Source organism: Streptomyces sp. AHU1 (assembly GCF_045343905.1).
GTDB classification, from domain to species: domain Bacteria; phylum Actinomycetota; class Actinomycetes; order Streptomycetales; family Streptomycetaceae; genus Streptomyces; species Streptomyces triticiradicis.
Genome location: NZ_CP174283.1, coordinates 2121707 through 2146298, shown reverse-complemented (window position 1 = coordinate 2146298; position 24592 = coordinate 2121707). Strand labels below are relative to the sequence as shown.

Annotated in this window: 21 protein-coding genes and 1 tRNA gene; 11 read left to right on the top strand and 11 right to left on the bottom strand. The window is 72.3% G+C overall.

Annotated elements, in window-relative coordinates:
- The first annotated feature begins 42 nt into the window (after positions 1-42).
- Entirely contained in the window at positions 43-744 is a 702-nt protein-coding gene (locus ACICHK_RS09815; protein ID WP_151468311.1) for a FadR/GntR family transcriptional regulator, read from the top strand.
- 15 nt (positions 745-759) lie between these two features.
- Here the strand turns inward: ACICHK_RS09815 and ACICHK_RS09810 are convergent, their stop codons facing one another.
- From ACICHK_RS09810 to ACICHK_RS09785, 6 genes are all read right to left on the bottom strand, one after another.
- A complete protein-coding gene (locus tag ACICHK_RS09810; protein WP_151468312.1) occupies positions 760-1134 on the bottom strand; it encodes a YchJ family protein in 375 nt (124 codons plus the stop codon).
- 4 nt (positions 1135-1138) lie between these two features.
- Entirely contained in the window at positions 1139-2545 is a 1407-nt protein-coding gene (locus ACICHK_RS09805; protein WP_406836597.1) for a M1 family metallopeptidase, read from the bottom strand.
- A 73-nt stretch (positions 2546-2618) separates the two neighbouring features.
- A complete protein-coding gene (locus ACICHK_RS09800; protein WP_406836596.1) occupies positions 2619-6494 on the bottom strand; it encodes a Pls/PosA family non-ribosomal peptide synthetase in 3876 nt (1291 codons plus the stop codon).
- Between the two features lie 363 nt (positions 6495-6857).
- Positions 6858-7868, bottom strand: a complete 1011-nt coding sequence (locus ACICHK_RS09795; RefSeq protein WP_406836595.1) for a polysaccharide deacetylase family protein — start codon at positions 7866-7868, stop codon at positions 6858-6860.
- A 33-nt stretch (positions 7869-7901) separates the two neighbouring features.
- Positions 7902-8939 carry a glycoside hydrolase family 11 protein gene (locus tag ACICHK_RS09790; RefSeq protein ID WP_406836594.1) on the bottom strand — a complete coding sequence of 346 codons (1038 nt, stop codon included), beginning with the start codon at positions 8937-8939 and terminating at the stop codon, positions 7902-7904.
- 343 nt (positions 8940-9282) lie between these two features.
- A tRNA-Leu gene (locus ACICHK_RS09785) sits at positions 9283-9370 on the bottom strand.
- A gap of 188 nt (positions 9371-9558) precedes the next feature.
- Here ACICHK_RS09785 and ACICHK_RS09780 point away from each other — a divergent pair.
- The 3 genes from ACICHK_RS09780 to ACICHK_RS09770 all read left to right on the top strand — a co-directional run bounded on the left by ACICHK_RS09780 (position 9559) and on the right by ACICHK_RS09770 (position 12495).
- Positions 9559-10884, top strand: a complete 1326-nt coding sequence (locus tag ACICHK_RS09780) for a M20/M25/M40 family metallo-hydrolase (protein WP_151468316.1) — start codon at positions 9559-9561, stop codon at positions 10882-10884.
- Positions 10885-11100: 216 nt separating this feature from the next.
- Entirely contained in the window at positions 11101-11334 is a 234-nt protein-coding gene (gene chpH, locus ACICHK_RS09775) for a chaplin ChpH (RefSeq protein ID WP_406836593.1), read from the top strand.
- A 192-nt stretch (positions 11335-11526) separates the two neighbouring features.
- Positions 11527-12495, top strand: coding sequence for a chaplin family protein (locus ACICHK_RS09770; protein ID WP_406836592.1), 969 nt, complete (start codon positions 11527-11529; stop codon positions 12493-12495).
- A 176-nt stretch (positions 12496-12671) separates the two neighbouring features.
- On the opposite strand, the gene ACICHK_RS09765 is transcribed toward ACICHK_RS09770, so the two are convergent.
- Positions 12672-12860, bottom strand: a complete 189-nt coding sequence (locus ACICHK_RS09765; protein ID WP_081223519.1) for a DUF5703 family protein — start codon at positions 12858-12860, stop codon at positions 12672-12674.
- A 47-nt stretch (positions 12861-12907) separates the two neighbouring features.
- Between ACICHK_RS09765 and ACICHK_RS09760 the strand changes: the two genes are divergently transcribed.
- Positions 12908-13621, top strand: a complete 714-nt coding sequence (locus ACICHK_RS09760; protein ID WP_406836591.1) for a hypothetical protein — start codon at positions 12908-12910, stop codon at positions 13619-13621.
- 116 nt (positions 13622-13737) lie between these two features.
- Here ACICHK_RS09760 and ACICHK_RS09755 read toward each other — a convergent pair whose 3' ends face one another.
- The gene (locus tag ACICHK_RS09755) at positions 13738-16029 is read right to left on the bottom strand and encodes a helix-hairpin-helix domain-containing protein (protein ID WP_406836590.1); all 2292 of its coding nucleotides are present in this window, start codon (positions 16027-16029) and stop codon (positions 13738-13740) included.
- Complete coding sequence (locus tag ACICHK_RS09750; protein WP_406836589.1) at positions 16026-17009, bottom strand: aldo/keto reductase; 984 nt, start codon at positions 17007-17009, stop codon at positions 16026-16028. Before ACICHK_RS09750 ends, ACICHK_RS09755 begins: the two co-directional genes overlap by 4 nt.
- A gap of 144 nt (positions 17010-17153) precedes the next feature.
- On the opposite strand from ACICHK_RS09750, the gene ACICHK_RS09745 reads away from it, so the two are divergent.
- Together ACICHK_RS09745 and ACICHK_RS09740 are read left to right on the top strand one after the other, a co-directional pair.
- On the top strand, positions 17154-18209 hold the full coding sequence (locus ACICHK_RS09745; RefSeq protein ID WP_151468322.1) for an LLM class F420-dependent oxidoreductase: 1056 nt from the start codon (positions 17154-17156) through the stop codon (positions 18207-18209).
- A gap of 226 nt (positions 18210-18435) precedes the next feature.
- Positions 18436-19224, top strand: coding sequence for a ferritin-like domain-containing protein (locus ACICHK_RS09740; RefSeq protein WP_406836588.1), 789 nt, complete (start codon positions 18436-18438; stop codon positions 19222-19224).
- An 11-nt stretch (positions 19225-19235) separates the two neighbouring features.
- Here the strand turns inward: ACICHK_RS09740 and corA are convergent, their stop codons facing one another.
- Entirely contained in the window at positions 19236-20234 is a 999-nt protein-coding gene (corA, locus tag ACICHK_RS09735) for a magnesium/cobalt transporter CorA (RefSeq protein ID WP_406836587.1), read from the bottom strand.
- Between the two features lie 98 nt (positions 20235-20332).
- Between corA and ACICHK_RS09730 the strand changes: the two genes are divergently transcribed.
- The 4 genes from ACICHK_RS09730 to mshC all read left to right on the top strand — a co-directional run bounded on the left by ACICHK_RS09730 (position 20333) and on the right by mshC (position 23860).
- Complete coding sequence (locus ACICHK_RS09730; protein ID WP_151468325.1) at positions 20333-21019, top strand: histidine phosphatase family protein; 687 nt, start codon at positions 20333-20335, stop codon at positions 21017-21019.
- 117 nt (positions 21020-21136) lie between these two features.
- Entirely contained in the window at positions 21137-21727 is a 591-nt protein-coding gene (locus ACICHK_RS09725; RefSeq protein ID WP_103551452.1) for a DUF3090 domain-containing protein, read from the top strand.
- Positions 21691-22518 (top strand): SCO1664 family protein, encoded by an 828-nt coding sequence (locus tag ACICHK_RS09720; RefSeq protein ID WP_406836586.1) that lies wholly within the window; start codon positions 21691-21693, stop codon positions 22516-22518. Before ACICHK_RS09725 ends, ACICHK_RS09720 begins: the two co-directional genes overlap by 37 nt.
- A 112-nt stretch (positions 22519-22630) precedes the next feature.
- On the top strand, positions 22631-23860 hold the full coding sequence (gene mshC, locus ACICHK_RS09715; protein WP_151468327.1) for a cysteine--1-D-myo-inosityl 2-amino-2-deoxy-alpha-D-glucopyranoside ligase: 1230 nt from the start codon (positions 22631-22633) through the stop codon (positions 23858-23860).
- A gap of 82 nt (positions 23861-23942) precedes the next feature.
- On the opposite strand, the gene ACICHK_RS09710 is transcribed toward mshC, so the two are convergent.
- On the bottom strand, positions 23943-24581 hold the full coding sequence (locus tag ACICHK_RS09710; protein WP_406836585.1) for a hypothetical protein: 639 nt from the start codon (positions 24579-24581) through the stop codon (positions 23943-23945).
- Between the last annotated feature and the right edge of the window lie 11 nt (positions 24582-24592).

Here is a 24592-nt window from a genome sequence, read left to right as displayed (position 1 = left end):
TCTGACTTTTTGTTCCCGGCGTCGGCCTCGTACGCTGACCCCATGACCACAGGGGGCCGGGGGCTGCACGGACACGTACTGGAAACCCTCGGACCGGCGATCACGGCGGGCGACTACCCGCCGGGGAGCGTGCTGCGCACCGACGAACTCGCGCAGCGCTTCGAGGTGTCCCGCTCCGTGATGCGCGAGGCCGTCCGGGTGCTCGAATCCATGTACCTGGTCGAGTCCCGCCGCCGCGTGGGCGTGACGGTGCGCCCCAAGTCCGAGTGGAACGTCTACGACCCCCAGGTCATCCGCTGGCGGCTGGCCGGCGCCGACCGTCCCCACCAGCTGCGTTCCCTCACCGTCCTGCGCTCGGCGATCGAACCCGTCGCCGCGGGACTGGCCGCCCGGCACGCCACCGCGGAGCAGTGCGCGGAGCTCACCGAGTGCGCGCTCGGCATGGTCGCCACCTCACGCGGGCACCAGCTGGAGGGGTATCTCGTCCACGACGTCGCCTTCCACCGGGTGATCCTCAAGGCGTCGGGCAACGAGATGTTCGCCCGCCTCGGAGACGTCGTCGCGGAGGTCCTGTCCGGCCGCACCCATCACGACGTCATGTTCGAGGACCCCGACCCCGCCGCCGTCACCCTGCACGTCCAGCTCGCCGAAGCCGTCCGTGAGGGCGACGCGGCGCGCGCCGAGCGGCTCACCCGCGAGATCACGGCCGGCGCCCTCCAGGAACTGGACGTCCTGGCCCCCTGACGGCCCGCCCCGGGGTCAGTCCAGGAACTCCCCGTCCACGTACACCCAGGCCCCGTCCACCCGCTCGAACCGGCTCCGCTCGTGCAGCGAACCGCCCCGCCAGGAGGCCCGGAACGTCACGGTCCCCGTGGTGTGGAACGCCGAACCCTGACCCGTGTCCAGGATCTCCAGGCCCGTCCACCGCATCCCCGGGTCGAACTCCACCCGGGCCGGCCGCGTCCGCGGGTGCCAGGTGCGCAGGAGGTACCCCTCGTCCTCCTCGACGAAGGCGCAGTAACGCGACCGCATGAGCGCCTCGGCACTCGGCGCCGCGGCCTCGCCGCGGTGGAAGCGCCCGCAGCAGCGCGCGTACGGCTCGGCGAGCCCACAAGGACAGGAACGGCTGGTCATCGCGTCATTCTCCCCGGACCCGGGCCGGGTCCGCGTTCGGGGCCGGATACGTGGGCGGGTGGGAGGGCCGGGCCGGCAGCCGCACGGCGGGCTCCGGCAGCGGCGGCAGCGCCGTCTCGTACAGCCACGCCGTGAAGAGATCGTCCAGCGGCTCGGCCGCGTACCGCGAGACGTGCGAGGTGAAGACCGACGTGGTGACCGTGCCGCCCCGGTGCAGCGTCGCCCAGCCGCGCAGCATCCGGAAGAAGGCCTCGTCGCCCGTCGCGCACCGGATCGCGTGCACCGCGAGCCCGCCGCGCTCGTAGAGCCGGTCGTCGAACATCAGCTTGCGGCCCGGGTCCGACAGCAGCAGGTCCTGCGGCAGCGCGGCCAGCTTCCGGTGCGCGGCGGCGGCGAGCTGATGTGCCGGGCGTCCGCCGGATCGCTCCGACCACAGCCACTCGGCGTACTTCGCGAGCCCCTCGTTCAGCCAGATGTGCCGCCAGTCCGCGATCGTCACGCTGTTGCCGAACCACTGGTGCGCCAGCTCGTGCGCGATCAGCCGCTCCGAACCCCGCGCCCCGTCCACGTGGTTGGAGCCGAACAGCGAGAGACCCTGCGCCTCGACCGGGACGTCGAGCTCCTCCTCGGTCACCACCACCGCGTACTCGCCGAACGGATACGGTCCGAACAGCCCCTGGAACAGCTCCATCATCGCGGGCTGCCGCGCGAAGTCCCGGGAGAACTCCGGGAGAAGCTGCGCCGGCAGATACCCGGACTGCGGCACGCCCCCGAGGCCCGGGTCGCCGAGCAGCACCGTCTGGTACTTGCCGATCGACAGGCCCACCAGATAGCTGGAGGTCGGCGCGGGCTGCTCGTACACCCAGGTCGTCGTCGACGCCTTCGCCGTCCGTGTCAGCAGACGCCCGCCGGCCACCACCGCGTACGCCGACGGCGTGGTGACCGAGATCTGGTACGCGGCCTTGTCGGCCGGCCGGTCGTTGCACGGGTACCAGGACGGAGAACCGACCGGCTGGCTCGCCACCAGCGCCCCGTCCTCCAGCTCCTCCCAGCCGATCCCGCCCCAGGGGCTGCTCACCGGCTTGGGATTGCCCGACCAGTGCACCTCGACGGTGAACGCGGCACCGGCCCGCACCGGCTTCGGCGGACGGATGCGCAGCCTGCCGCCCCGGTGCGTGTAGTGCGGGGCCTTGCCGTCGACCCGGACCCGGCCGATCCGGAAATCGGCCAGGTTCAGCTGGAACTCGGCCAGCGCGGAACGGCCCGCTATGGCGTTGATCCGCGCGGTGCCGGAGAGCCGGTTCGGGCCGGGGCGGTAGTCCAGCGCGAGCTCGTACCGGTGCACCCGGTAACGGGAATCTCCGTTGGCCGGGAAATAGGGGTCCGGTCCCGCTGTCTGCTGAACGCTCACTGCCGCGACTGCTCCCTGCCCTGTGCTCGACGTGCCGCCGTACCGCCCTTCGTGTCCGATCAGGTCAATTCTGCTACGAACGCCAGGCCTCGATCGGGTTGCCCAGCCAGCGGGTGTCGTCGGGAACGGACTCCGCCGCCATCACCAGCGACGCGGGACCCAGGGTGGAACGGGCCCCGACGGTGCTGCCGGGCAGGACGATTCCGCCCGGACCCAGAGTGGCGCCCTCACGGAGGACCACAGTATCCGTCCGCAAGATCCGGTCGTGGAAGAGGTGGGTCTGCAGGACGCAGCCCCGGTTGACCGTGGCCGCGTCCCCCAGCGTCACGAGGTCCGCCTCCGGCAGCCAGTAGCTCTCCACCCACGCGCCCCTGCCGATCCGGGCGCCGAGCCCCCGCAGCCACGCCGTCATCAGCGGCGTGCCGGGAACCGAGCCCGCCAGCCACGGCACGGCCACGACCTCCACGAACGTGTCGGCCAGCTCGTTGCGCCACACGAAACCGCTCCACAGCGGATGCTCACCGCAGCGGTGCCGGCCCACCAGCAGCCACTTCGCCACGACGGAGACCAGGCAGCCGAGCACACCCGCGGCGAGCAGCACCGCACCCGAGAACACCCACGCCCACGGCCCCAGCGCGCACAGCGCGGCGACCGTCAGCACGGCCAGGGCCGCCGAGCAGAACACCGGCACCAGCCGGCACAGCTCCACCAGCCCCCGCGCCCACAGCAGCCGGGCCGGCGGTTCGTACGTACGGCTCTGGTCACCGCCCTGCGCCGCGCGCGGCAGCTTCACCGGCGGCAGCCCCAGGTACGAGCTGCCCTTCTTCGCCTTCTTCGGCGTCGCCGACAGCACACCGACCAGACCGCCGTCCGGCACGCTCCGGCCCGGCGCGGTCATCCCGGAGTTGCCGAGGAAGGCCCGCCGCCCGATCTCCGCCCGCCCGATGCGCATCCAGCCGCCACCGAGCTCGTACGGCGCCGTCAGCGTGTCGTCGGCGAGGAACGCGCCGTCGCCGACCGTCGTCAGGCTCGGCAGCGCGAGCACGGTCGACACCTCCGCGCCCCGGCCGACCCGCATGCCGAGCAGGCGCAGCCACACCGGCGTGATCAGCCCCGCGTACAGCGGGAACAGCGTCTCCCGGGAACGGTCCATGAGCTGGGTGACCGTCCAGGCCTGCCAGCCGATCCGGCTGTGCGTCGGATGCGTGCCCTCGCGCAGCCCGAGGCTCAGCAGCCGCACCGCGACCAGGAGCAGCAGCGCGTACGCCAGACCGAACGCGAGCGTCGCCGGAACGAGGGCGACCGCCGCCCCGCGCAGCGCCTCGCCGAGCCCGGCGTCCGCGCCCACGAACACCCGGGCCACGAGCAGCGCCGCGACGGCGGCCAGCACCGGCAGCCCGGTCAGCCCGAGCCCGGTCGCGCCGTACATCACCCGCCAGTACGTGCCGCGCTGCGGTCTGTCCTTGGGCCACGCCCGCTTCGCCTTGCCGAGCTTGACCGCGGGCGCCCCGGCCCAGCGCTGCCCGGTCGGGATCTGGCCCGCCACGGCGGAACCCGGCGCCACCTCGGCGCGCTTGCCCACCCGGGACCCGGGAAAGAGGACGCTGCGCGTGCCGACCACGGCACCGGCGCCCACCCTCACCGGACCGATCTCCAGCCGGTCGCCGTCCAGCCAGTACCCCGACAGGTCCACCTCGGACTCGACGGCGGCACCCCGGCCCATCCTGAGCATGCCGGTCACCGGCGGCAGCGAGTGCAGATCCACGTCCTGGCCGATCCGGGCGCCCAGGGCACGCGCGTACCGCTCCAGCCAGGACCCGGTCAGCGAGGTCGCCCCGCTGAAGGCGGCGAGCCGCTCGGCGGTCCACAGCCGCAGATGGACACTCCCGCCGCGCGGGTACCGGCCGGCCTTCACGCCGCGCAGCAGCAGCCGCGCACCGCCCGCCGCGACGGCGAGCCGCCCCGGCGGGCTGTAGAGGACGAGCGCGCCCGCGCCCACCAGCCACCACGAGGCGCCCGGTGCCCACGGGTACGGGCCGAACCGGTGCAGCACGTTGCCGAGCGCGGCCAGCGCCACCGTCCAGCGCAGCCCGAGCAGGGCGAACAGCGGGACCAGTACGAGCAGCTGGACCAGCTTGGCGCGCACCGGGACCGGTGCGACGACCCGCTCCGCGCCGTCGTCCTGGCCGGACCGCTCCAGATGCCGGGCCAGCTTGCGCAGCACGGGCTGCTGGTAGACGTCGAGCACGGCGACGCTCGGGTAGCGGGAGCGCAGTCGCGTGGTGAGCTGGGCGGCCGCGAGACTGGAGCCGCCGATCGCGAAGAAGTCGTCGCCGGCGCTCCTGACGGGGACGCCCAGCACCTCGCCCCACTGCTCGGCGAGCCAGGCCTCGGTGCCGTACAGCTCCTCCTGGGCGCCGCCGGTCTCCAGACCCTCCAGCGGCCAGGGCAGCGCGTTGCGGTCGACCTTGCCGGACGTCCGGGTCGGCAGGTCCCCGACCGGGGCGATCAGCGGGACCAGCGCGGCCGGCAGTTCGGCCCGCAGCTTCTCGACCGCGGCCGCCTGGTCCCAGCCGTCCTGGGTGACGACGTAGCCGACGAGCAGCTGGTTGCCGCCGCGCGCGGTCCGCACGGCCGCCGCGGCACCCGCGACCCCGGGCAGCGCCTGGAGCGCCGCGTCCACCTCGCCGAGCTCGATCCGGCGGCCGCCGAGCTTGATCTGCTCGTCCGCCCGGCCGAGGAAGACCAGCCCCTCGGGTTCGGCCTTCACCAGGTCGCCGCTGCGGTACGCCCGCTCCCAGCCCAGCGATTCGAGCGGCGCGTACTTCTCGGCGTCCTTCTCCGCGTCGAGGTAGCGGGCGAGCCCGACCCCGCCGATCACCAGCTGGCCGCTGCCGCCCATCGGCACCGGCTCGCCCGCCTCGTCGACGACCGCGAGCTCCCAGCCGTTCAGCGGCAGCCCGATGCGGATGGGCTCCTCGCCGGTCAGCAGCGCGGCGCAGGCCACCACGGTCGCCTCGGTCGGCCCGTACGTGTTCCACACCTCCCGGCCCTCGGTCACCAGGCGCTGGGTCAGCTCGGGCGGGCAGGCCTCGCCGCCGAAGATCAGCAGCCGGACCTCGTTCAGGGTCTCGGGCTCCCACAGCGCGGCGAGGGTGGGCACGGTGGAGACGACGGTGATCTCCTGCTCGACCAGCCAGGGGCCGAGGTCGGCGCCGCTGCGCACCTGCGAGCGCGGCACGGGCACCAGACAGGCCCCGTACCGCCAGGCCAGCCACATCTCCTCGCAGGAGGCGTCGAAGGCGACGGACAGGCCCGCCATGACCCGGTCGCCGGGGCCGATCGGCTCCTCGGTCAGGAACAGGCCCGCCTCCGCGTCCACGAAGGCGGCGGCGCTGCGGTGGCTCACGGCCACGCCCTTGGGCCTGCCGGTGGAACCCGAGGTGAAGATGATCCACGCGTCGTGCTCGACGCCCGGCCGTCCGGAGGGGACCTCGGAGCGGCCGTGCACGGTCAGCTCGTGCCCGGCGCCGACGACCGCGCGCACCCCGGCCTCGCCGAAGACCAGCTCGGCCCGCTCGTCCGGGTCCTCGGCGTCCACCGGTACATAGGCGGCCCCGGCCGCGAGGACACCGAGGATCGCCACGTACAGCTCGTTCGTGCCGGACGGCACCCGTACCCCGACCCGGTCGCCGAGACCGACCCCGGCCTCCGCCAGCCGCGACCGCATGGCGTCCACCTCGGCCGCCAGGGCCCGGTAGGTCAGGGCGCGCCGGCCGTCGTCGAGGGCGGGCTCGTCGGGGTACGCCCGTACGGAGGCGTCGAGGATGTCGACGAGCGTGCGGGGCGAGGCGGCGGAGGCGGCGGAGAAGCGCGCCTGGTCACCGAACTCCGCACGCACCTCGTCGTCGGACAACGCGAGTGCGGGGCTTTGCTGGAGGGCTGCCATCGGGTCCTCACGTGTTGTTCCCGGATGCTCCGGGGAGCCGGTGGGCCACCAGGTACGCCTGGGGATATTCCGGTCCAGCTCCGAACAAGCCTGGAATTTTAGTACGACGCTAGCTTCGGGCCTGGGGATCAGCGATGCGAGGCTCCTCCGGGGGAGGCGTCCGGCCCCTTGCCCCAGCGCTGTGACGTGGGGCTACGTCAACGTGACGAGATCTGCCCCACATCTTTGCGTGACGTCGCGAACACGGTGAGCGAGGGCCCCGGTCGCCGGACCGGGGCCCTCGCCCCGCCGGGCACGTGAGGGCGGCGCGGCGGCTCGCGGCCGCCGCGCCGGGGGCGCTGTTCCTCGGTGCGGTGCGGCGGGTCAGCCCGCGGCGCAGGAGACCGTCGGCCACGTCCAGTTGCCGTTGGTCTGAATGGTGACGCCGAAGGTGTTGCCGCTGCCGTTGGGCTTGGCCGTCAGGACCTGGGAGCTCGGATAACTGGCGCTGATGTTCCAGGTCGAGAGGATCTTCGCCGGGGACGGCACGTTCATGGTCACGGTCCAGTTGCTCGATCCCGTGACCGTGACGTTCAGGTTGTACCGGTCGCTCCACTGCTGTCCCGCGGACAGCGTCGCGGTGCACCCCCCGCCACCGCCGCCACCGCCACCGCCCGTGCCGCCGTCGGGGGCCACGGCGCGGCCGGTCGCCGGGGAGATCATCCCGGCGCACAGGCCGCGGGCGGCCAGACCCTGCGCGATGCGCGGGATCGCGGCGATCGTGTTGGCCGGCCAGTCGTGCATGAGGATGACCTGCCCGTTGGTGAGCCGGCCCGCCGCCTGCACGATCGCGTCGGTGCTCGCGCCGTTCCAGTCCTGCGAGTCGACGTCCCAGATGATCTCGGTCAGACCGTACTTGGCCTCGACCGCCTTCACCGTCGCGTTGGTCTCCCCGTACGGGGGACGGAACAGCTTCGGCGTCCCGCCCCCGGCGGCGGCGACGGCCTGCTGGGTCCGGGAGATCTCCGAGTCGATCTGCGCCTGGCTCTGCTGGACGAGGTGCGGGTGGGTGTAGCTGTGGTTGCCCACCCACATGCCGGCGTCGACCTGGGCCCGTACCTGTGCGGGGTTGGAGGCCGCGTACTGGCCCTCGTTGAACATCGTGGCCCGCAGGCCGTTCTGCTTGAGGGCGGTGAGCAGGCTCGACGTGCTGCTCGACGGTCCGTCGTCGAAGGTGAGTCCGACGTACCCGGAGCAGGTCGCGGCGTGCGCCGCTCCGGTGCCGAGGGCGAGGGGTCCGGCGACCGCCGTCGCCGCGACGGCCAGTCCCGTGACCAGCGAGCGTAACGAGCGCCGCGGTCCGGGACGCGTGCGAAGTCTCGTGCGGAATCTCATGGGGTGGTCCTTCAGCCGTGTGGGGGGCGGGGGTCAGCTCGCGCTGCAGGAGACCGTGGGCCAGGTCCAGTTGCCGTTGGCCTGGATGGTGACGCCGAAGGTGTTGCCGCTGCCGTTGGGCTTGGCCGTCAGGACCTGGGAGCTCGGATAACTGGCGCTGATGTTCCAGGTCGAGAGGATCTTCGCCGGGGACGGCACGTTCATGGTCACGGTCCAGTTGCTCGATCCGGTGACGGCGACGTTGAGGTTGTAGCGGTCGTTCCACTGCTGTCCCGCGGACAGGGCCGCCGCGCACCCGCCGGAGCCCCCGCCGCCGGTTCCACCGCCCCCGGAGCCCCCGCCGCCGGATCCCGCGTCACCCAAGGTGATGTTGGAGTTCCCGCTGCTCTGGTAACCCTCGGTGGCGAGGATCATGTAGTAGTTGAAGCTGCCCAGGTTCATCCCGGCGCGGGCCCAGGCGTCGAAGTGGTTTCCGGTGGTGATGGTCCCGCCGGTGCGCTTCGACTGCCGGACGCTCCAGTACTGGTCGAAGGTGCGGGTTCCTTCGACGGAGGGCGCGTTGGTCCGCGTCGTCTTGTAGATGTCGTACGTGCCTCCGTCGGTGGTGACGGTGCCCTTGTACGTTCCCGTGGGCCGGTAGGTGCCCCAGTTGTCGACGATGTAGTACTCGACGAGCGGGTTGGACGTCCATCCGTAGAGCGACAGGTAGGCGTTGCCGGACGGGTTGAAGGTGCCCGAGTAGGTCACGCTCCTGCGTCCCCCGTTGCTCCAGCCCTTGCCGGCGACGAAGTTCCCGGTGTTGCTCCAGGAGGTGCCGTAGTTGCCGCCGGAGCCCAGGTTCATGGACACCGTTCCGGGGCTGTCGGTCCAGAACGAGTAGTAGTACCCGTTGTTGGTGCCGGTCTGGTTCGACGTGACGACCGTGTCGGCCCGGGCGGTCCCGGGCAGGGTCATCGCGGCCACGGCCACCAGCAGCATGGTGCAGACACCGCTGATGAGCAGCCTGAGGTGACGGAAGGTCCCCGGGCGAAGGCCGCGGCGGCCCGGCGAATGTGCGGATGCGTCGGTCATGTGCGTCTTTCCTCCTCGTTCTCGTGAGGTGGAGCGCTGTGAAATCGCGAACAGTGTTGATCTGACCCTGTCAACTGTCAATACTTTCGACGCCTAATACGAAACATTCGCAAGGGCCGGCAATGGAGAGGCGCGGCATCTTGCCTGTTCAGAAGGGATGAATTGCCTGCCATGGAAGCGGCGGTCGCTGGCGACGACCCAAGCAAGATCAATGAAAGCTGTCGACGCTTCGAAAGATTTCGGAGATTTTCCCGATCGCTCCGACGGAATGCGCGGATGGGCGGCACGGCGGCCGAACCGGGTCCGGACATGCAAAAGACCCCACGTGAAGTGGGGTCTCAGCTGGTGTCCGAGGGGGGACTTGAACCCCCACGCCCGATAAAGGGCACTAGCACCTCAAGCTAGCGCGTCTGCCATTCCGCCACCCGGACAAGGTGTCTGTCGCGCGGGGTTTCCCTCGCGGCGACAGGTGAAACATTACCAGGCTTTCGAGGGGGCTCCGATCACCCCCGCCGCGGCGTGAAGTGTGTGTGGCGGGGCCGGGTCCGCCCTTGGGCGGGAGGGCGGGTCGGAGAGAGGATGAGGGGGACCACCAGCGGCGACAGCGGGAGGAAGCGGCGTGAGCGAGAGCGGCACGACCAGGAACGTCACGGGCGAGGACGAGGTCGTGGACCTCTGTCGCGAGCTGATCCGGATCGACACCAGCAACTACGGGGACCATTCGGGCCCGGGCGAGCGCAAGGCCGCGGAGTACGTCGCCGAGAAGCTGGCCGAGGTCGGACTGGAGCCGCAGGTCTTCGAGTCGCACAAGGGGCGCACCTCCACGGTCGCCCGCATCGAGGGGGAGGACCCCTCGCGGCCCGCGCTGCTCATCCACGGCCACACCGATGTCGTACCGGCCAACGCGGCGGACTGGACACACCACCCCTTCTCCGGCGAGATCGCCGACGGGATGGTCTGGGGCCGCGGCGCGGTCGACATGAAGGACATGGACGCCATGACCCTGGCGGTCGTACGGGAGCGGATGCGCACCGGCCGCAAGCCTCCGCGCGACATCGTCCTCGCCTTCCTCGCGGACGAGGAGGCGGGCGGGACGTTCGGCGCCCGGCACCTGGTCGACAACCACCCCGACCTCTTCGAGGGCGTCACCGAGGCGATCGGCGAGGTCGGCGGGTTCTCCTTCACGGTCAACGAGAAGCTGCGGCTGTACCTCGTCGAGACCGCGCAGAAGGGCATGCACTGGATGAAGCTGACCGTGGACGGCACCGCCGGGCACGGTTCGATGATCCACAAGGACAACGCGATCACGGAGCTGTCGGAGGCCGTCGGACGGCTCGGCCGGCACAAGTTCCCGGTGCGGGTGACGAAGACCCTGCGGCACTTCCTCGACGAGCTCGGCGACGCCCTGGGTACCGAGCTCGACCCGGAGAACATGGACGAGACGCTCGCCAAGCTCGGCGGCATCGCCAAGCTCATCGGCGCCTCCCTGCAGAACACCGCCAACCCGACCCAGCTGGGCGCCGGCTACAAGGTCAACGTCATCCCGGGACAGGCCACCGCGCACGTGGACGGCCGCTATCTGCCGGGCTACGAGGAGGAGTTCCTCGCCGACCTCGACCGGATCCTCGGCCCCCGGGTCAAGCGTGAGGACGTGCACGCGGACAAGGCGCTGGAGACCGGCTTCGACGGCGCCCTCGTCGACGCCATGCAGACCGCGCTCTCGGCCGAGGACCCGATCGCGCGCGCCGTGCCCTACATGCTCTCGGCCGGCACCGACGCCAAGTCCTTCGCCGACCTCGGTATCCGCTGCTTCGGTTTCGCCCCGCTGAAGCTGCCCCCGGAGCTGGACTTCGCGGGCATGTTCCACGGTGTCGACGAGCGTGTGCCGGTGGACGCGCTCCAGTTCGGCGTTCGCGTGCTGGACCGGTTCATCGACGCGTCGTGACGTGCCGGGGGCGGCCCCTCCCCGGCACGGCGCCGACGGGCCGCCCCGCCGTACCGCCGGGGAGGTGCGGGGTGTTGACGCCCGCATTCGCCCGCGTGTGCGGGAATCGCCCGGGACGGGTGAATGCGACCATAAGCCCATAGCTCTAGTACTCCGTCCTCGTTACAGGTGTTGCGATCCGCTGCTTTGGACCGCATTTGCCTACGAGGAGGAACAATGATCAAGAAGATCGTCGCCGCCGCGGCCGCCACGGGCGGTCTCGTTCTCGCGGGTGCGGGTCTGGCCGTCGCCGACTCGGGCGCCCAGGGTGCCGCCGTGGGGTCCCCGGGCGTCGCCTCCGGCAACGTCGTTCAGGTGCCCGTCCACGTTCCCGTGAACGTCTGCGGCAACACGATCTCCGTGATCGGGCTGCTGAACCCCGCTTTCGGCAACACCTGCATCAACGACTGACGTCGCGCCCCGTCCCATGAGGGGGAGCCCGCGGGTCACCTCATGGGGATCACTTCGTGAAGGTCCGAGTCCGTCGGCCCCGGAGCGCGCGCCATGCGCTCCGGGGCCGACCGGTTTTCCCGCGCACGTCCCGCGGTGTGCGCGTGTTCTCGATGGTCCACGTCCCAAGGACTGAAGGCAGGGATTTCAGCTATGCGACAGGTCACCCGCAAAGGCCTGATCACCGTGGCGGCGGCCGGTGGTGTGCTCGCGGTCACCGGCGTCTCCGCGCACGCCGACTCGGGCGCGATCGGCTCCACGTCGGATTCTCCCGGCGTGCTGTCGGGCAACACGGTGCAGGCGCCGGTGCACGTGCCGGTCAATGTCTGCGGAAACACCGTGAACGTGGTCGGGCTGCTCAACCCGGCGATGGGCAACACCTGCGTCGACCACGGCGGCCGGGGCGGTTCGTCCGACGGCCGGAACGGCCACGGCGGTCACACCGGCCGAGAGGCCCGGTCGGGCGGCTCGGGCGCCGGCGGCGGTGCCGCCCACTCGCCGGGGGTGGGGTCCGGGAACCACGTACAGGTGCCGGTGGACGTCCCGGTGAACGTCTGCGGCAACAGCGTGGACGTCGTGGGGGTCGGCGGCGCGGCGGCGGGCGACGGCTGCGCGACCGGCGGATCCACCGGCGGTCACGAGACCCGCCACCCCGGTCACCCGGGGCATCCCGGCCATCACGGGCACCCGGATCAGCCCGGTCACCCGGGGCATCCCGGCCACCATGGGTACCCGGGTCAGCCCGGTCACCCTGGTCATCACGGTCACTGCGAGCACCCCGGTCACTCGGATCATCCTGGTCGGCCGGGCCATCCGGACAGGCCCGGAACCCCTGGTCACCCGGGTCGGCCGGGAACTCCCGGACAGCCCGGTCACCCGGGCAACCCCGGAACTCCGGCCCACCCCGGCACGTCCACCCCGGGCGGGGGCGAGCACCGCGGCGGAGCCGTGCGGGCCGGCCTGCCCGGCCCGGGGGCCGTCGTGCGGACACCGGCCGCGGACTCCGCGGCCCAGCTGGCCCACACGGGCAGTGAGCTGCCGCTCGGAGCGGTCGTGCCGGCGGGAGCCGCCGCGCTGCTGGCCGGCGCCGTGCTCTACCGCCGGGCGCGCTCCGCGGCGTGACGCGGCGACAGTGTGGTGATCACATCGAGGGATGGGGCCTGGACGTGAGCCCACGCGCGCAGGTGTGATCGCCGCGCGGCACGGTCGCGACCGAGGCGCCACGGCCTTCCCCCGTGACGTGATGAGAGACGGTGGGGTCCTGCGACGGCGGGGCCCCACCGTTCAGCGGTCTTCTGTCACCACGTGGCGCGTACCTGGCGGATGATCCGTCGGCGCAGCCGCACTCTGCGGCTGCCGTCACGGAGCAGGCTCAGGCGGTCCAACTCCCAGTGTCCGTACTCTGCATGGTCCGTCAGCAGACGTGTCGTCTCCTTGCGGGAGACCCCGCGAGGTACGTACACGTCGACAAATTCGTATTCCGGCATCGCATCTATTGTGCGGGCAGAGGCCCGGTACGGATAGCGTCTGCACTATGTCTGATGCTGTGCAGCCCACCGCTGCCGAGGTACGCGCCGCCGCAGAGGCTGTCAAGGCCGCACTCGACCGCCACCTGGCGGCGGTCGAGCGCAGGACGGGCGACGACGACCCGGACGTCTACGAAGCTTTCAACGAGCTCGCCGCGGCGGCGGAGGAGTACGACGAGCTCCTCTACGACCGCTACGACGAGGTCACGCCCTTCGAGATCCCCGGCGGTGACGACACGCTGCCTCCTTACACCGGACCCGAGGAGCCGAACGCCCTGAGCGTGGTGATCCGCCGGGACTACGCGGTGGTGGAGCCGCAGCGACTGCTGGCGCAGGCCCAGCGGGTGGAGGCGGTGGAGGAGGACGGCGCCACCGCCACCGAGGGCTTCGACGCGGCGTCCGGCACCGTTCACGGCGCGCTCGGGATCCTCTTCGGAGAGTTCGAGCCGGACGAGATCGCCACCCGGCACAAGGAGTTCGGGCTGGAGGAGGGCGACTCCACGCTCTGGGTGACCGCGGCGGACGAACCCGCCGAACCGGGTGAATGGCTGGAGACGCCCTTCGAGTCGATCGACCCGCAGCGTGTCGTCTGCCGCTTCGACGTCAGCGCGGTGTTCGACGAGGAGTCGGACGACGACGATCTGGACGACGACGATCTGGACGACGACCTCGGCCCCGACGGGGAGACCGACTCCCCGGACCCGCTGGACGCGGATCGCTGAGACCGCCCGGCACGGAGCGGAGTACGCGGGTGGCGGTCACCGGATTCCGGTGACCGCCACCCGCGTGTTCCCGCCCCGCGGCGCCCGGTCCGGCGGCCGTGGGGGCGCGGTGCCGATCAGTCCGCCGTCGGCGTCTGCGCCTTCAGCAGAGCCTGCAGACGCGTCGTGCGCGGCTTCTGCGGGACCTCCGCCACCGCGTGCGGCAGCGCCTGCTCCACCCCGTGCACGACGGACAGATGACGCTCGGCCCGCCCGAAGGCCGTGTAGACCCACGGCCGGGTCAGGGCCGCCGCGGCGTCGCCCGGGAGCACCACGACCACGGCGGGCCAGCGCAGCCCCACCGCCTGGTGGGCGGTGAGCGCCCAGCCGTGCCGCACGGTCTGCTCCACCCGCTCCCTCGGAACGACGACGGGGGCGCCCGAACAGTCCAGGTGCAGCCCCTCGGCATCGGCCCTCACCACACGGCCCGGCAGCGCCCGGCCCGGCGCGGGGGAGTGGACGATCCGGTCGCCCGGGTCGAAGCCGCCGAAACGGCCCGGACCGGGGTTCAGCCGCTCCTTGAGCGCGGTGTTCAGCGCACGCGTGCCGACCGCGCCGCCGTGCCCGGGGGTGATGACCTGGGTCTGCTCGGCCGGGACGCCGATCGCACGCGGCACCGAGTCCGCGACGAGCTGGACCGTCCGGTGGACCGCCTCGCCCGCGTCGCGCACCGGGACGATCACGACCTCCTTGCCGGGCGCCTCGACCTGGCCCAGCTCGCCGATGCCGATCCCGGAGACCAGCTCGCCGATGGGCCCGGGGTCAGGGGTCCGCGAGGCCGCCTGCGGGCAGACGCGGGCGGCGAGCAGGTCCGCGAAGACCCGGCCGGGGCCCGCCGACCACAGCACACCCGGATCACCGCTCAGCACGAGCCGCGCCCCGTCCGGCAGCGACTCGGCGAGCACCGCCGCCGTCTCGACGTCGAGCTGCGGCGCGTCGAGGACGACCAGGACGTCCAGGTCCAGGGCGCCGTCCGCGTCCCGGGCCGGTCCTTCGGCGCCGGAGAGCAGTCCGGCGACGGTGGCGGCACCGGTCGCCGGACCGCCCGTGGAGCCGTCCGCCGGCTCCTGCCGGGCCAGCCGTTCCGCGAAGCCGTCCCGTCCGCCGGGGGTGTGCGCGGCGGCCCAGCCGCGCAGGCCGAGCGCGCGTGCCGCGTGCAGCAGCGCGGCCGCCTCGGACCGCGAGGCCTCGCCGCCGGTGTGCAGTACCAGGCCGTGAGCGGCGGCCGTGCGGATCAGCTCCCCGGCCGAGCGGGGCGCCGAGGCCGCTTCGCGCTCCCAGTCGGCGGCCGAACCGTCCTCCTTCGGCACCGAGTTCATCAGCCGGGCGAGTCCGTCGGCGAGGCTCTCCTCCGCCAGCGCGTACCGCTCCAGGCCGATCAGGACCCGCACCGGACGCTCCTGCGGCTCCTCCGCGTCGTCCTGGGACGCGGGGGCCGGGGGAGCGGTGGCCGGCGCGTCCTGGAAGACCAGGGCCTCGCCCTCCGCGAGCGCGCCCTGCACGGCCGCGTCCGGGTCCGGCACCGAGCGCTGGGAGAGCGCCGCGGTGAGGGCCGGGGCGTCCAGCGCGGTGTGCCCGGCGACGGCCGCCTGCTCCAGCAGCCACACGGTCAGCGCCGTGCCCCGGCGTTCGTCGTCCGGGCCGCACTCCGCGCCGAGCAGCGCCCGGGCGAACCCGTCGGCCTGCTCGGGCCGCACTCCGGGCACCCGGAGCAGCTGCCAGGGGTCCTCGCGCAGCCGGTCGCCGGCGCCCTCGCCCAGCACCGCGACGACCGGTCCCGCGAGCGCTTCGGGAGCGCCGGCCCCGGTCAGCACGGCACGGACGGCGGCGACGGCCTCCGGCGCGGCGGCCCGCGCCGGTGCGGCCGGCGCCGCGGTCGGCCGGGGTCGTCGTACGGGCTCCGGCGCGGCCTCGCGCGGCGCGGGCTCCGGCGCGCGGAAGGCGGTGGCGACGGGCTTCTCTCCGCTCTCCACGGCCCGCACCGCCGCGAGCAGGTCCGCGGCCGTGCCGCTGAGCTTGCCCCCGGCCTCGATCGGAGTCCGCTTCTCCGCCTTCCGGCGCTCGATCCGCTCCCGCTCCACGCGCTGGGCCGCCAGCTCGGCGGCGGCCTCGGACAACTGGGCCGCGCCCTCGGCGGATCCGGTCCCCTCCGTGCCCGTACCACCGTCCGCGTCGGAGCCCTCGGCGCCCTCTCCGGAGACGTCCCCCTCTCCGGAGGCGTCCCCCTCTCCGGAGGCGTCCCCTTCCCCGGAGGGCTCGTCCTCCACCCGGTCCACGCCCTCGCCCGCCGGCTCAGGGGCGACGGCGGCCGTGTCCGCGCCCGGCGTCCCCGGCTCCGCGTCCTGGGTGGTCTCGGGCTCCGTGCTCACAGCGTGCTCCAGTCGTGATCGGGATAGTGGTGCACCGGGGCCGACACGTCGTCGAGCGCCCGGCAGATCTCGTCAGGAAGACTAAGGGTCTCCACTGACAGAGCGGCCGTGAGCTGCTGCGCGTTGCGCGCGCCGACGATGGGGGCGACCACCCCGGGCCGGTCGCGGACCCAGGCGAGCGCCACCTGGAGCGCGGACACGGCGAGACCGTCCGCCGCGGTCGTCACCGCCTCGACGACACCGCTCGCCGTGTCGTCGAGGTACGGCGCCACGAAGGGCGCGAGGTGCTCCGAGCCGCCACGGGAGTCGGCCGGTGTCCCGCCCCGGTACTTGCCGGTGAGCACGCCGCGCCCGAGCGGCGAGGAGGGCAGCAGTCCGACGCCCAGGTCGAGGGCGGCCGGCAGCACCTCCCGCTCGATGCCGCGCTGCAGCAGGGAGTACTCCATCTGCGTACTGGCCAGCCGGGTGCGTATGCCGGGCGCCGCGAGCTGCCAGGTGGCGGCCTTGGCGAGCTGCCAGCCGCAGAAGTTGGACACGCCCGCGTAGCGCGCGCGGCCGCTGCCGACGGCCAGGTCGAGGGCCTGGAGGGTCTCGTCGAGAGGCGTGTCGGGGTCATAGGCGTGCACGTGCCAGACGTCCACGTAGTCGGTGCCCAGGCGGGCGAGCGAGGCGTCCAGGGCCGAGATCAGATGACCGCGCGAGCCGTCGAACCGGCGGTCCGGGTCGCGCACGCTCCCCGCCTTCGTCGAGATGACCAGGTCCCGGCGCGGAACGAGCCCTTCCAGCAGCCGCCCGAGGAGGTACTCGGCCTCCCCGTCGCCGTACACGTCCGCCGTGTCGACGAGGTTCCCGCCCGCTTCCCAGAACGTCTTCAAGAGGTCCGCGGCGTCATGCTCGTCGGTGTCCCGCCCCCAGGTGAGGGTGCCGAGCCCGATCCGGGAAACACGCAGGCCGGTACGGCCGAGATGCCTCTGCTCCATGGACGCCGAGATTACTGTCCGGCACCGGCGGTGTGGGCACCTGTGGACGACGGAAATCCCGGTGAAGGCCGCTCCCCGCCGACGCCGCCCGCACGCTAGGGTCTCGGACACAAGGGACGTTACTGATCGGTAAGGGGATCGGCCATGCAGCTCGGCATCAATCTCGGCTACTGGGGCGCCGGAATGGACGCGGACAACCTCGCCGTCGCCCAGGAGGCCGACCGGCTCGGATACGCCGTCTGCTGGGCCGCCGAGGCCTACGGATCCGACGCGGCCACCGTGCTCAGCTGGGTCGCTGCCCAGACCGAGCGCATCGACGTCGGCTCGGCCATCTTCCAGATCCCGGCCCGCCAGCCCGCGATGACCGCGATGACCGCCGCGACGCTGGACTCGCTGTCGGGGGGCCGCTTCCGCCTCGGCCTCGGCGTCTCCGGGCCGCAGGTGTCCGAGGGCTGGTACGGCGTCAAGTTCGACAAGCCGCTGGCCCGCACCCGCGAGTACGTGGAGATCGTCCGCAAGGCCATGACGCGCGAGCGGCTGTCGTACGAGGGCGAGCACTGGACCCTGCCGCTGCCGGGCGGCCCGGGCAAGCCGCTCAAGCTGACCGTGCACCCCGAGCGCGAGCACATCCCGCTGTACATCGCCGCGATCGGCCCGAAGAACCTGGAGCAGACCGGCGAGATCGCGGACGGCGCGCTGCTCATCTTCCCCTCCGCCGAGCACCTCGAGGACACCGCGATCCAGCACCTGCGGGCGGGCCGCGAGAAGGCGGGGAAGACGATGGAGGGCTTCGACGTCTGCCCGACCCTGCCGCTCGCCGTCGGCGCCGACAAGGACGTCCCCGCGCTCGCCGACATGTTCCGTCCGTACACCGCGCTGTACGTCGGCGGCATGGGCAGCTTCAAGCAGAACTTCTACAACCAGCTCGCCCGGCGCATGGGCTACGAGAAGGAGGCCGCCGAGATCCAGGAGAAGTACCTGGCCGGCGACAAGGAGGGCGCGGCCGCCGCCATCCCGCACACCCTGATCGACCAGACGACCCTGCTCGGCTCCGTGGACCGCATCGCCGACCGTATGAAGGCCTACGCCGCGGCCGGCGTCACCACGCTCACGCTGGCCCCCGCGGGCTTCACCCTGGAGGACCGGATCGCCTCGCTGCGGGCCGGCACCGACGCCCTGGAGCGGGCCGGGCTCGCGTAACCCGGGGGAAAGCCGCCCGGAGAGTTCTGCGGCCGTGGTGGGGGCTCGGGGGTCTTCCCCGCCACGGCCGTCACGGGGAACAACGCGCCGGGAGCCCCTTGGTTACGCGCCCGGACCCGCCGCGCCGTCCGTCGTTCGGCGGATTTGTCGGACACATCGGGTTGCCGGGGGACAGGCAACCCATTTGACTCGTTTTCTGCGCAACTCTGCAGAGAGGGTGTCAAAGATGCTGTCCGCCAAGAGCCTGTTCCAGGAAATCCTCGACAACGACGAGTCGTACCGCCTCTTCTGCTCCATCGCCGCCAGCGGAGAGTCGCAGGGCGGCTGGGAGAACGCCCGGATCGCCGCACTGGTCCCGGCGGAGGAACGCGCCCTCGCCCCCAAGATCGCCCGGCACGGCGCCGACGAGGACAAGCACGGCCGGATCTTCAACGCCCTCCTGAAGAAGCGCGGCCTCGAACCCGTCGAGGTGCCGCCCGACACCGACTACACGATGCTCCTGGAACGGCACGGCATCGGCCTGGCGCACGACAAGCTCAAGGACGACCAGCCGCTCACCGTCCAGGACATCGTCACCTACCTGGCCCACAGCAGGGTCACCGAACAGCGCGCCTCCGAGCAGATGGACCTGCTGCGCAGGCACTTCGCCGACCACCCCGACATCGGCCGCGCGGTGCGGATGATCTCGGCCGACGAGGACAACCACCTCGCCTACTGCCACGAGGAACTGCTGCGCTTCGCCCACGCCGGCCACGGCCGCGCCATCCAGCGCGCCCTGCGCGAGTGCGCGCTCGCCGAGATCAGGATCTACCGGGACGTCAGCCTCGCCGTGATGACCCGCATGGGCCGCGTCCTCGGCTGGCCCCGCGCCAAGGCGGCCGTCCTCGCCGCGGGCATCCACGCCGTGTACGCCTACGAGCGGGCCGCGGGCTGGCACCGGATGGTCACCCTGAAGATGCCCGAGCGGCGCGGAGCCCTGAACGGCCCCGCCACGACGGCACCGGAATTCGCCTGAACCGCGCGGACCTACAGCCAGCCCCGGCGCTTGAAGAGCCGGAACAGCAGGATCTCCAGGACGGTCATCAGCGCGATCACCGCCGGGTACCCCCACAGCCAGCGCAGCTCCGGCATGTGATCGAAGTTCATGCCGTAGATCCCCGCGATCATCGTGGGGACCGCCGCCATCGCCGCCCACGCGGAGATCTTCCGCATGTCGTCGTTCTGCCGCACGCTCATCTGCGCCAGATGCGCCGAGAGGATGTCGGACACGAGCCGGTCCAGGGCCTCCACGGACTCGTTGACCCTCAGCAGGTGGTCGTTGACGTCACGGAAGAACGGCTGCGCCTCGCCGTCCACGAACGGAACGTCCGCCGTCCTCAGGCCCGAGCCCGAGAGCCGGGCCAGCGGCACCGCCAGCGGCACCGTCGCCCTGCGGAACTCCTGGACCTGCCGCTTGAACGCGTAGATCCGCGACGCGGTGTTCCGCGAGCCGCCGAGATGCGGCGAGAAGACCTCCGCCTCCAGCTCCTCCAGGTCGGTGCCGAGCTCGGTCGACACCTCCAGATAGTGGTCCACCGTGGCGTCCGCGATCGAGTGGAGCACCGCCGTCGGCCCGTGCCGCAGCGTCTCGGGATCCGACTCCAGGCGCTGCCGGATCCCCGTCAGGGGCGATTCCTCGCCGTGCCGCACGGTCACCACGAACGAGTCGCCCACGAAGACCATGACCTCGCCGGAGGTGACCGTGTCGCTCCGCGGTTCGTACGACACCGGCTTGAGGACCATGAAGAGCGAGTCCTCGTACACCTCCAGCTTGGGGCGCTGATGGGCCTTGAGGGCGTCCTCGACCGCCAGCGGATGGAGCCCGAACTCCTTCGTGACCAGTTCGAACTCGTCCTCCGTCGGCTCGTGCAGGCCGATCCACACGAAGGCGTGCTCCCCGGCGCGGCACCGCTCCAAGGCGTCGGAGAGGTCGTCGGCGCCCTCGGCGCGCCGGCCCTCACGGTAGATGGCGCAGTCGACGATCACAGTGTGCGTCCTCCCGTCGCCGTGGCCCCACCGTACGCCGGGGGCCGCTTTCCACAGGGCCCGCCGCCTTCCGGGGCCCTCCGTCTACGCTGGGCCGCATGCCCACCCTGATCCTCGTCCGGCACGGACGCTCCACCGCCAACACCGCGGGACTGCTCGCCGGCTGGACGCCGGGCGTCGCGCTCGACGAGCGCGGCACGCAGCAGGCCGCGGCCCTGCCGGGCCGGCTCGCCGGGCTGCCGATCGCCGAGGTCGTCACCAGCCCGCTCCAGCGCTGCCAGGAGACCGTCCAGCCGCTGCTGGAGGCCCGTCCCGAGGTCCCCGCGCACACCGAGGAACGGATAGGCGAGGCCCACTACGGCGACTGGTCGGGCCGCAAGCTCGCCGAACTCAAGGACGAGCCGCTGATGGACATCGTGCAGGCGCACCCGTCCGCGGCCGCGTTCCCGGGCGGCGAATCGATGCGGGCCATGCAGACCCGCGCCGCCGAGGCGGTGCGCGAGTGGAACGCGCGCGTGGAGCGCGACCACGGCGAGGACGCGGTCTACCTCATGTGTTCGCACGGCGACATCATCAAGTCGCTCGTGGCCGACGCACTCGGACTTCATCTGGACCTCTTTCAGCGGATCTCTGTCGAACCGTGTTCCATCACCGCGATCCGTTACACCCGGCTGAGGCCATTTCTCGTGCGTCTCGGGGACACCGGCGATCTCGCCTCCCTGGCCCCGCGCGAGGAACCCCCGGGCGGCGACGCTCCGGTCGGGGGTGGTGCGGGCGCACCGTGATCGTCGGCCGCAGTAGGGTGAAGCGGTCGAACCAGCACAGCAGTTGTCAACCCGTTCCCAGCCGATGCGGGCCGGCGCGGTCAGCCGGCTCCCATGCCGATTCAATGGAGACAGGACGTGTCCCGTCAGGTGTTCCTCTACGACCCCCCGGACCGCTTCGTGGCCGGCACGGTCGGGTTGCCCGGACGCCGTACCTTCTTCCTGCAGGCATCCTCCGGCCCCCGGGTGACGAGTGTGGCTCTGGAGAAGACCCAGGTCGCCGCGCTCGCCGAGCGGATGGACGAGCTCCTCGACGAGGTCGTCCGGCGCACCGGAGGCAGTGCCCCGGTCCCGGCGATGGCCTCGACCGAGGTGTCCGACACCGCGCCCCTCGACACACCCGTGGAGGAGGAGTTCCGGGTCGGCACCATGGCGCTGGCCTGGGACGGTGAGGAACAGCGCATGATCGTCGAGGCGCAGGCCCTCGTGGAGGTCGAGGCGGAGTCCGACGAGGACCTCGCCGAGGCGGAGGAGCGGCTGCTCCAGGACGAGGAGAACGGCCCGCCGATGCTCCGCGTCCGCCTCACCGGAGCGCAGGCCAGAGCCTTCGCCAAGCGCGCGCTCGACGTCGTCAACGCCGGCCGGCCCCCCTGCCCGCTGTGCAGCCTCCCGCTCGACCCGGAAGGACACGTATGTCCGCGCCAGAACGGATACCGTCGCGGAGCGTGACGACCGCCGAGCTGCTCGCCCGGGGCGAGCTGAAGGTACGCGGACGGATCCGCGAGGCCTCGAACGCGGTGCTGTACTGCTCCGTGTCCTACGAGGGCCGCGAGGCCCACTGCGTCTACAAGCCCGTCGCCGGGGAGCGGCCGCTGTGGGACTTCCCCGACGGCACGCTCGCCCAGCGCGAGGTCGCGGCGTACGAGGTCTCCGAGGCGACCGGCTGGGGGCTCGTGCCCACCACCGTGCTGCGTGACGGACCGTACGGCGAGGGCATGTGCCAGGTGTGGATCGAGCCGTCGGCCGCCGAGGACGGGGACGGACTGCTCGCGCTCGTGGAGGGCGAGGAGCCCGCCGAGGGCTGGAAGGCGATCGGTTTCGCCGAGGTCGGCGAGGGCGAGACGGCTCTGCTCGTGCACGCCGACGACGCCCGGCTGCGGCGGCTCGCCGTCCTCGACGCCGTGATCAACAACGCCGACCGCAAGGGCGGCCATCTGCTGCCCGCGCAGGAGGGCCGTCTCTACGGCATCGACCACGGGGTCACCTTCAACGCCGAGAACAAGCTGCGCACCCTGCTGTGGGGCTGGGCGGGGGAGCCGCTCACGGACGAGGCACTGGAGGTCCTGGCCTCCCTGCGCGACGCCCTGGCGCCCGGAGCGCCGCTGGCCACCCGCTTGGCCGAACTCGTCACCGCCGTCGAGGTCGAGGCCACGCGCGCGCGGGTCGAGGCGATGCTCGCCTCCGGGAGGCACCCGGAACCGAGCGGGGACTGGCCCGCGATCCCCTGGCCCCCGGTGTAGCGCGGCGGCACGTCCGCGCCGCGCGGGACGGCCGATAGCACAACGGGGGCTTTCCTGTCGTCAGATGCCGCCCGGTTCGTATGCGGAAGTCCCGTCCGGTTAGGCTCATGACATGTATGCCTGGCCCGCTTCTGAGGTCCCCGCCCTGCCCGGTGAGGGCCGCGACCTCCGGATCCACGACACCGCGACCGGTGGGCTCGTCACCCTCGACCCCGGTCCCGTCGCCCGTATCTACGTCTGCGGCATCACGCCGTACGACGCCACCCACATGGGACACGCGGCGACCTACAACGCGTTCGACCTCGTGCAGCGCGTGTGGCTCGACACCAAGCGGCAGGTTCACTACGTCCAGAACGTGACGGACGTCGACGACCCGCTGTTGGAGCGGGCCGAGCGCGACGGCGTCGACTGGGTGGGACTCGCCGAGAAGGAGACCGCCCTCTTCCGCGAGGACATGACCGCCCTGCGGATGCTGCCGCCGCGCCACTACATAGGCGCCGTCGAGGCGATACCCGGCATCGTGCCGCTCGTCGAGCGGCTGCGGGACGCCGGAGCGGCGTACGAACTCGAGGGCGACGTCTACTTCTCCGTCGAGGCCGACCCCGCCTTCGGCAAGGTGTCCAACCTGGACGCCGCAGCGATGCGCCTGCTCTCCGCCGAGCGCGGCGGCGACCCGGAGAGGCCCGGCAAGAAGAACCCCCTCGACCCGATGCTGTGGATGGCCGCCCGCGACGGCGAGCCGAGCTGGGACGGCGGCTCGCTGGGCCGCGGCCGGCCCGGCTGGCACATCGAGTGCGTCGCCATCGCCCTCGACCACCTGGGCATGGGCTTCGACGTCCAGGGCGGCGGTTCCGACCTCGCCTTCCCGCACCACGAGATGGGCGCCTCGCACGCCCAGGTGCTGACCGGCGAGTTCCCGATGGCCAAGGCGTACGTCCACGCCGGCATGGTCGCGCTGCACGGCGAGAAGATGTCGAAGTCCAAGGGCAACCTCGTCTTCGTGTCCCGGCTGCGGCGTGACGGGGTCGACCCCGCCGCCATCCGGCTGGCGCTGCTCGCGCACCACTACCGGTCCGACTGGGAGTGGACGGACACCGTCCTCGAGGAGGCCGTCGCGCGCCTGGACAACTGGCGGGCCGCGGTCTCCCGGCCCGACGGGCCGTCGGCCGACGCGCTCGTCGAGGAGATCCGCGCCGCGCTCGCCGACGACCTCGACGCACCGGCCGCGCTCGCCGCGGTCGACCGCTGGGCCGCGCTCCAGCACGAGAGCGGCGGCACGGACGAGGGCGCCCCCGGCATCGTCTCGCGAGCCGTCGACGCCCTCATGGGCGTGGCGCTGTAACCGTCCGCCGTACGCGGTCGGGCGCCGGGCGGAGTGATCCGCCCGGCGCCCTGTACGCGGAGCCGTCCGTCGCGCGCCGGCCCTACTGCCGGTTCACGATCACGGCCTGGACGGAGCCGGTGCCCGAGTCGTAGATCCCGATGACCTGTTGCCCGAAGGCGAAGGCTTCCTGGACCTCGTCATGGGTGACCTGGTTGGGGTTCACCAGCTGACGCCAGCCGTTGTCGATGAACAGGTAGAGGATCGACGGCTGCCCCGGCAGCGGGGTGACGACGTCCCAGAACTTCGTGGCGATCCCCGTTACGAGCGCCGCGCGTTCGACGGCGCTCGGCAGCACGAGCGGCTGTCCCGGCGTGTGCGCCTGCTGACCGCCGAGCTGCTGGAGAAGGTGCTGGAAGGGCTGCTGCTGGCCGAGCTGCTGGAGCTGCTGCTGCAGGTGCGGCGGAATGTGCTGCTGCGGGATCTGCTGGCCCATGCCCAGCTGACTCATGCCCTGCTGGCCCATGCCCTGCTGGGGAGGCTGGTGCTGCGTCTGCTGACCGATGAGCTGCGGCCCGTACGGCTGCTGCGCCTGCGTGCCGAACGGCTGCTGCTGGAACATGCCCTGCTGCGGACCGAACTGCTGCGCCCCGAACTGCTGCGGGGGCGCCGTGCTGGGGCCCTGCTGCCCCTGGTACTGGCCCTGCTGTCCCTGCTGGCTCATCTGCGGGATCGTGCTCATGCGGGGTGCCA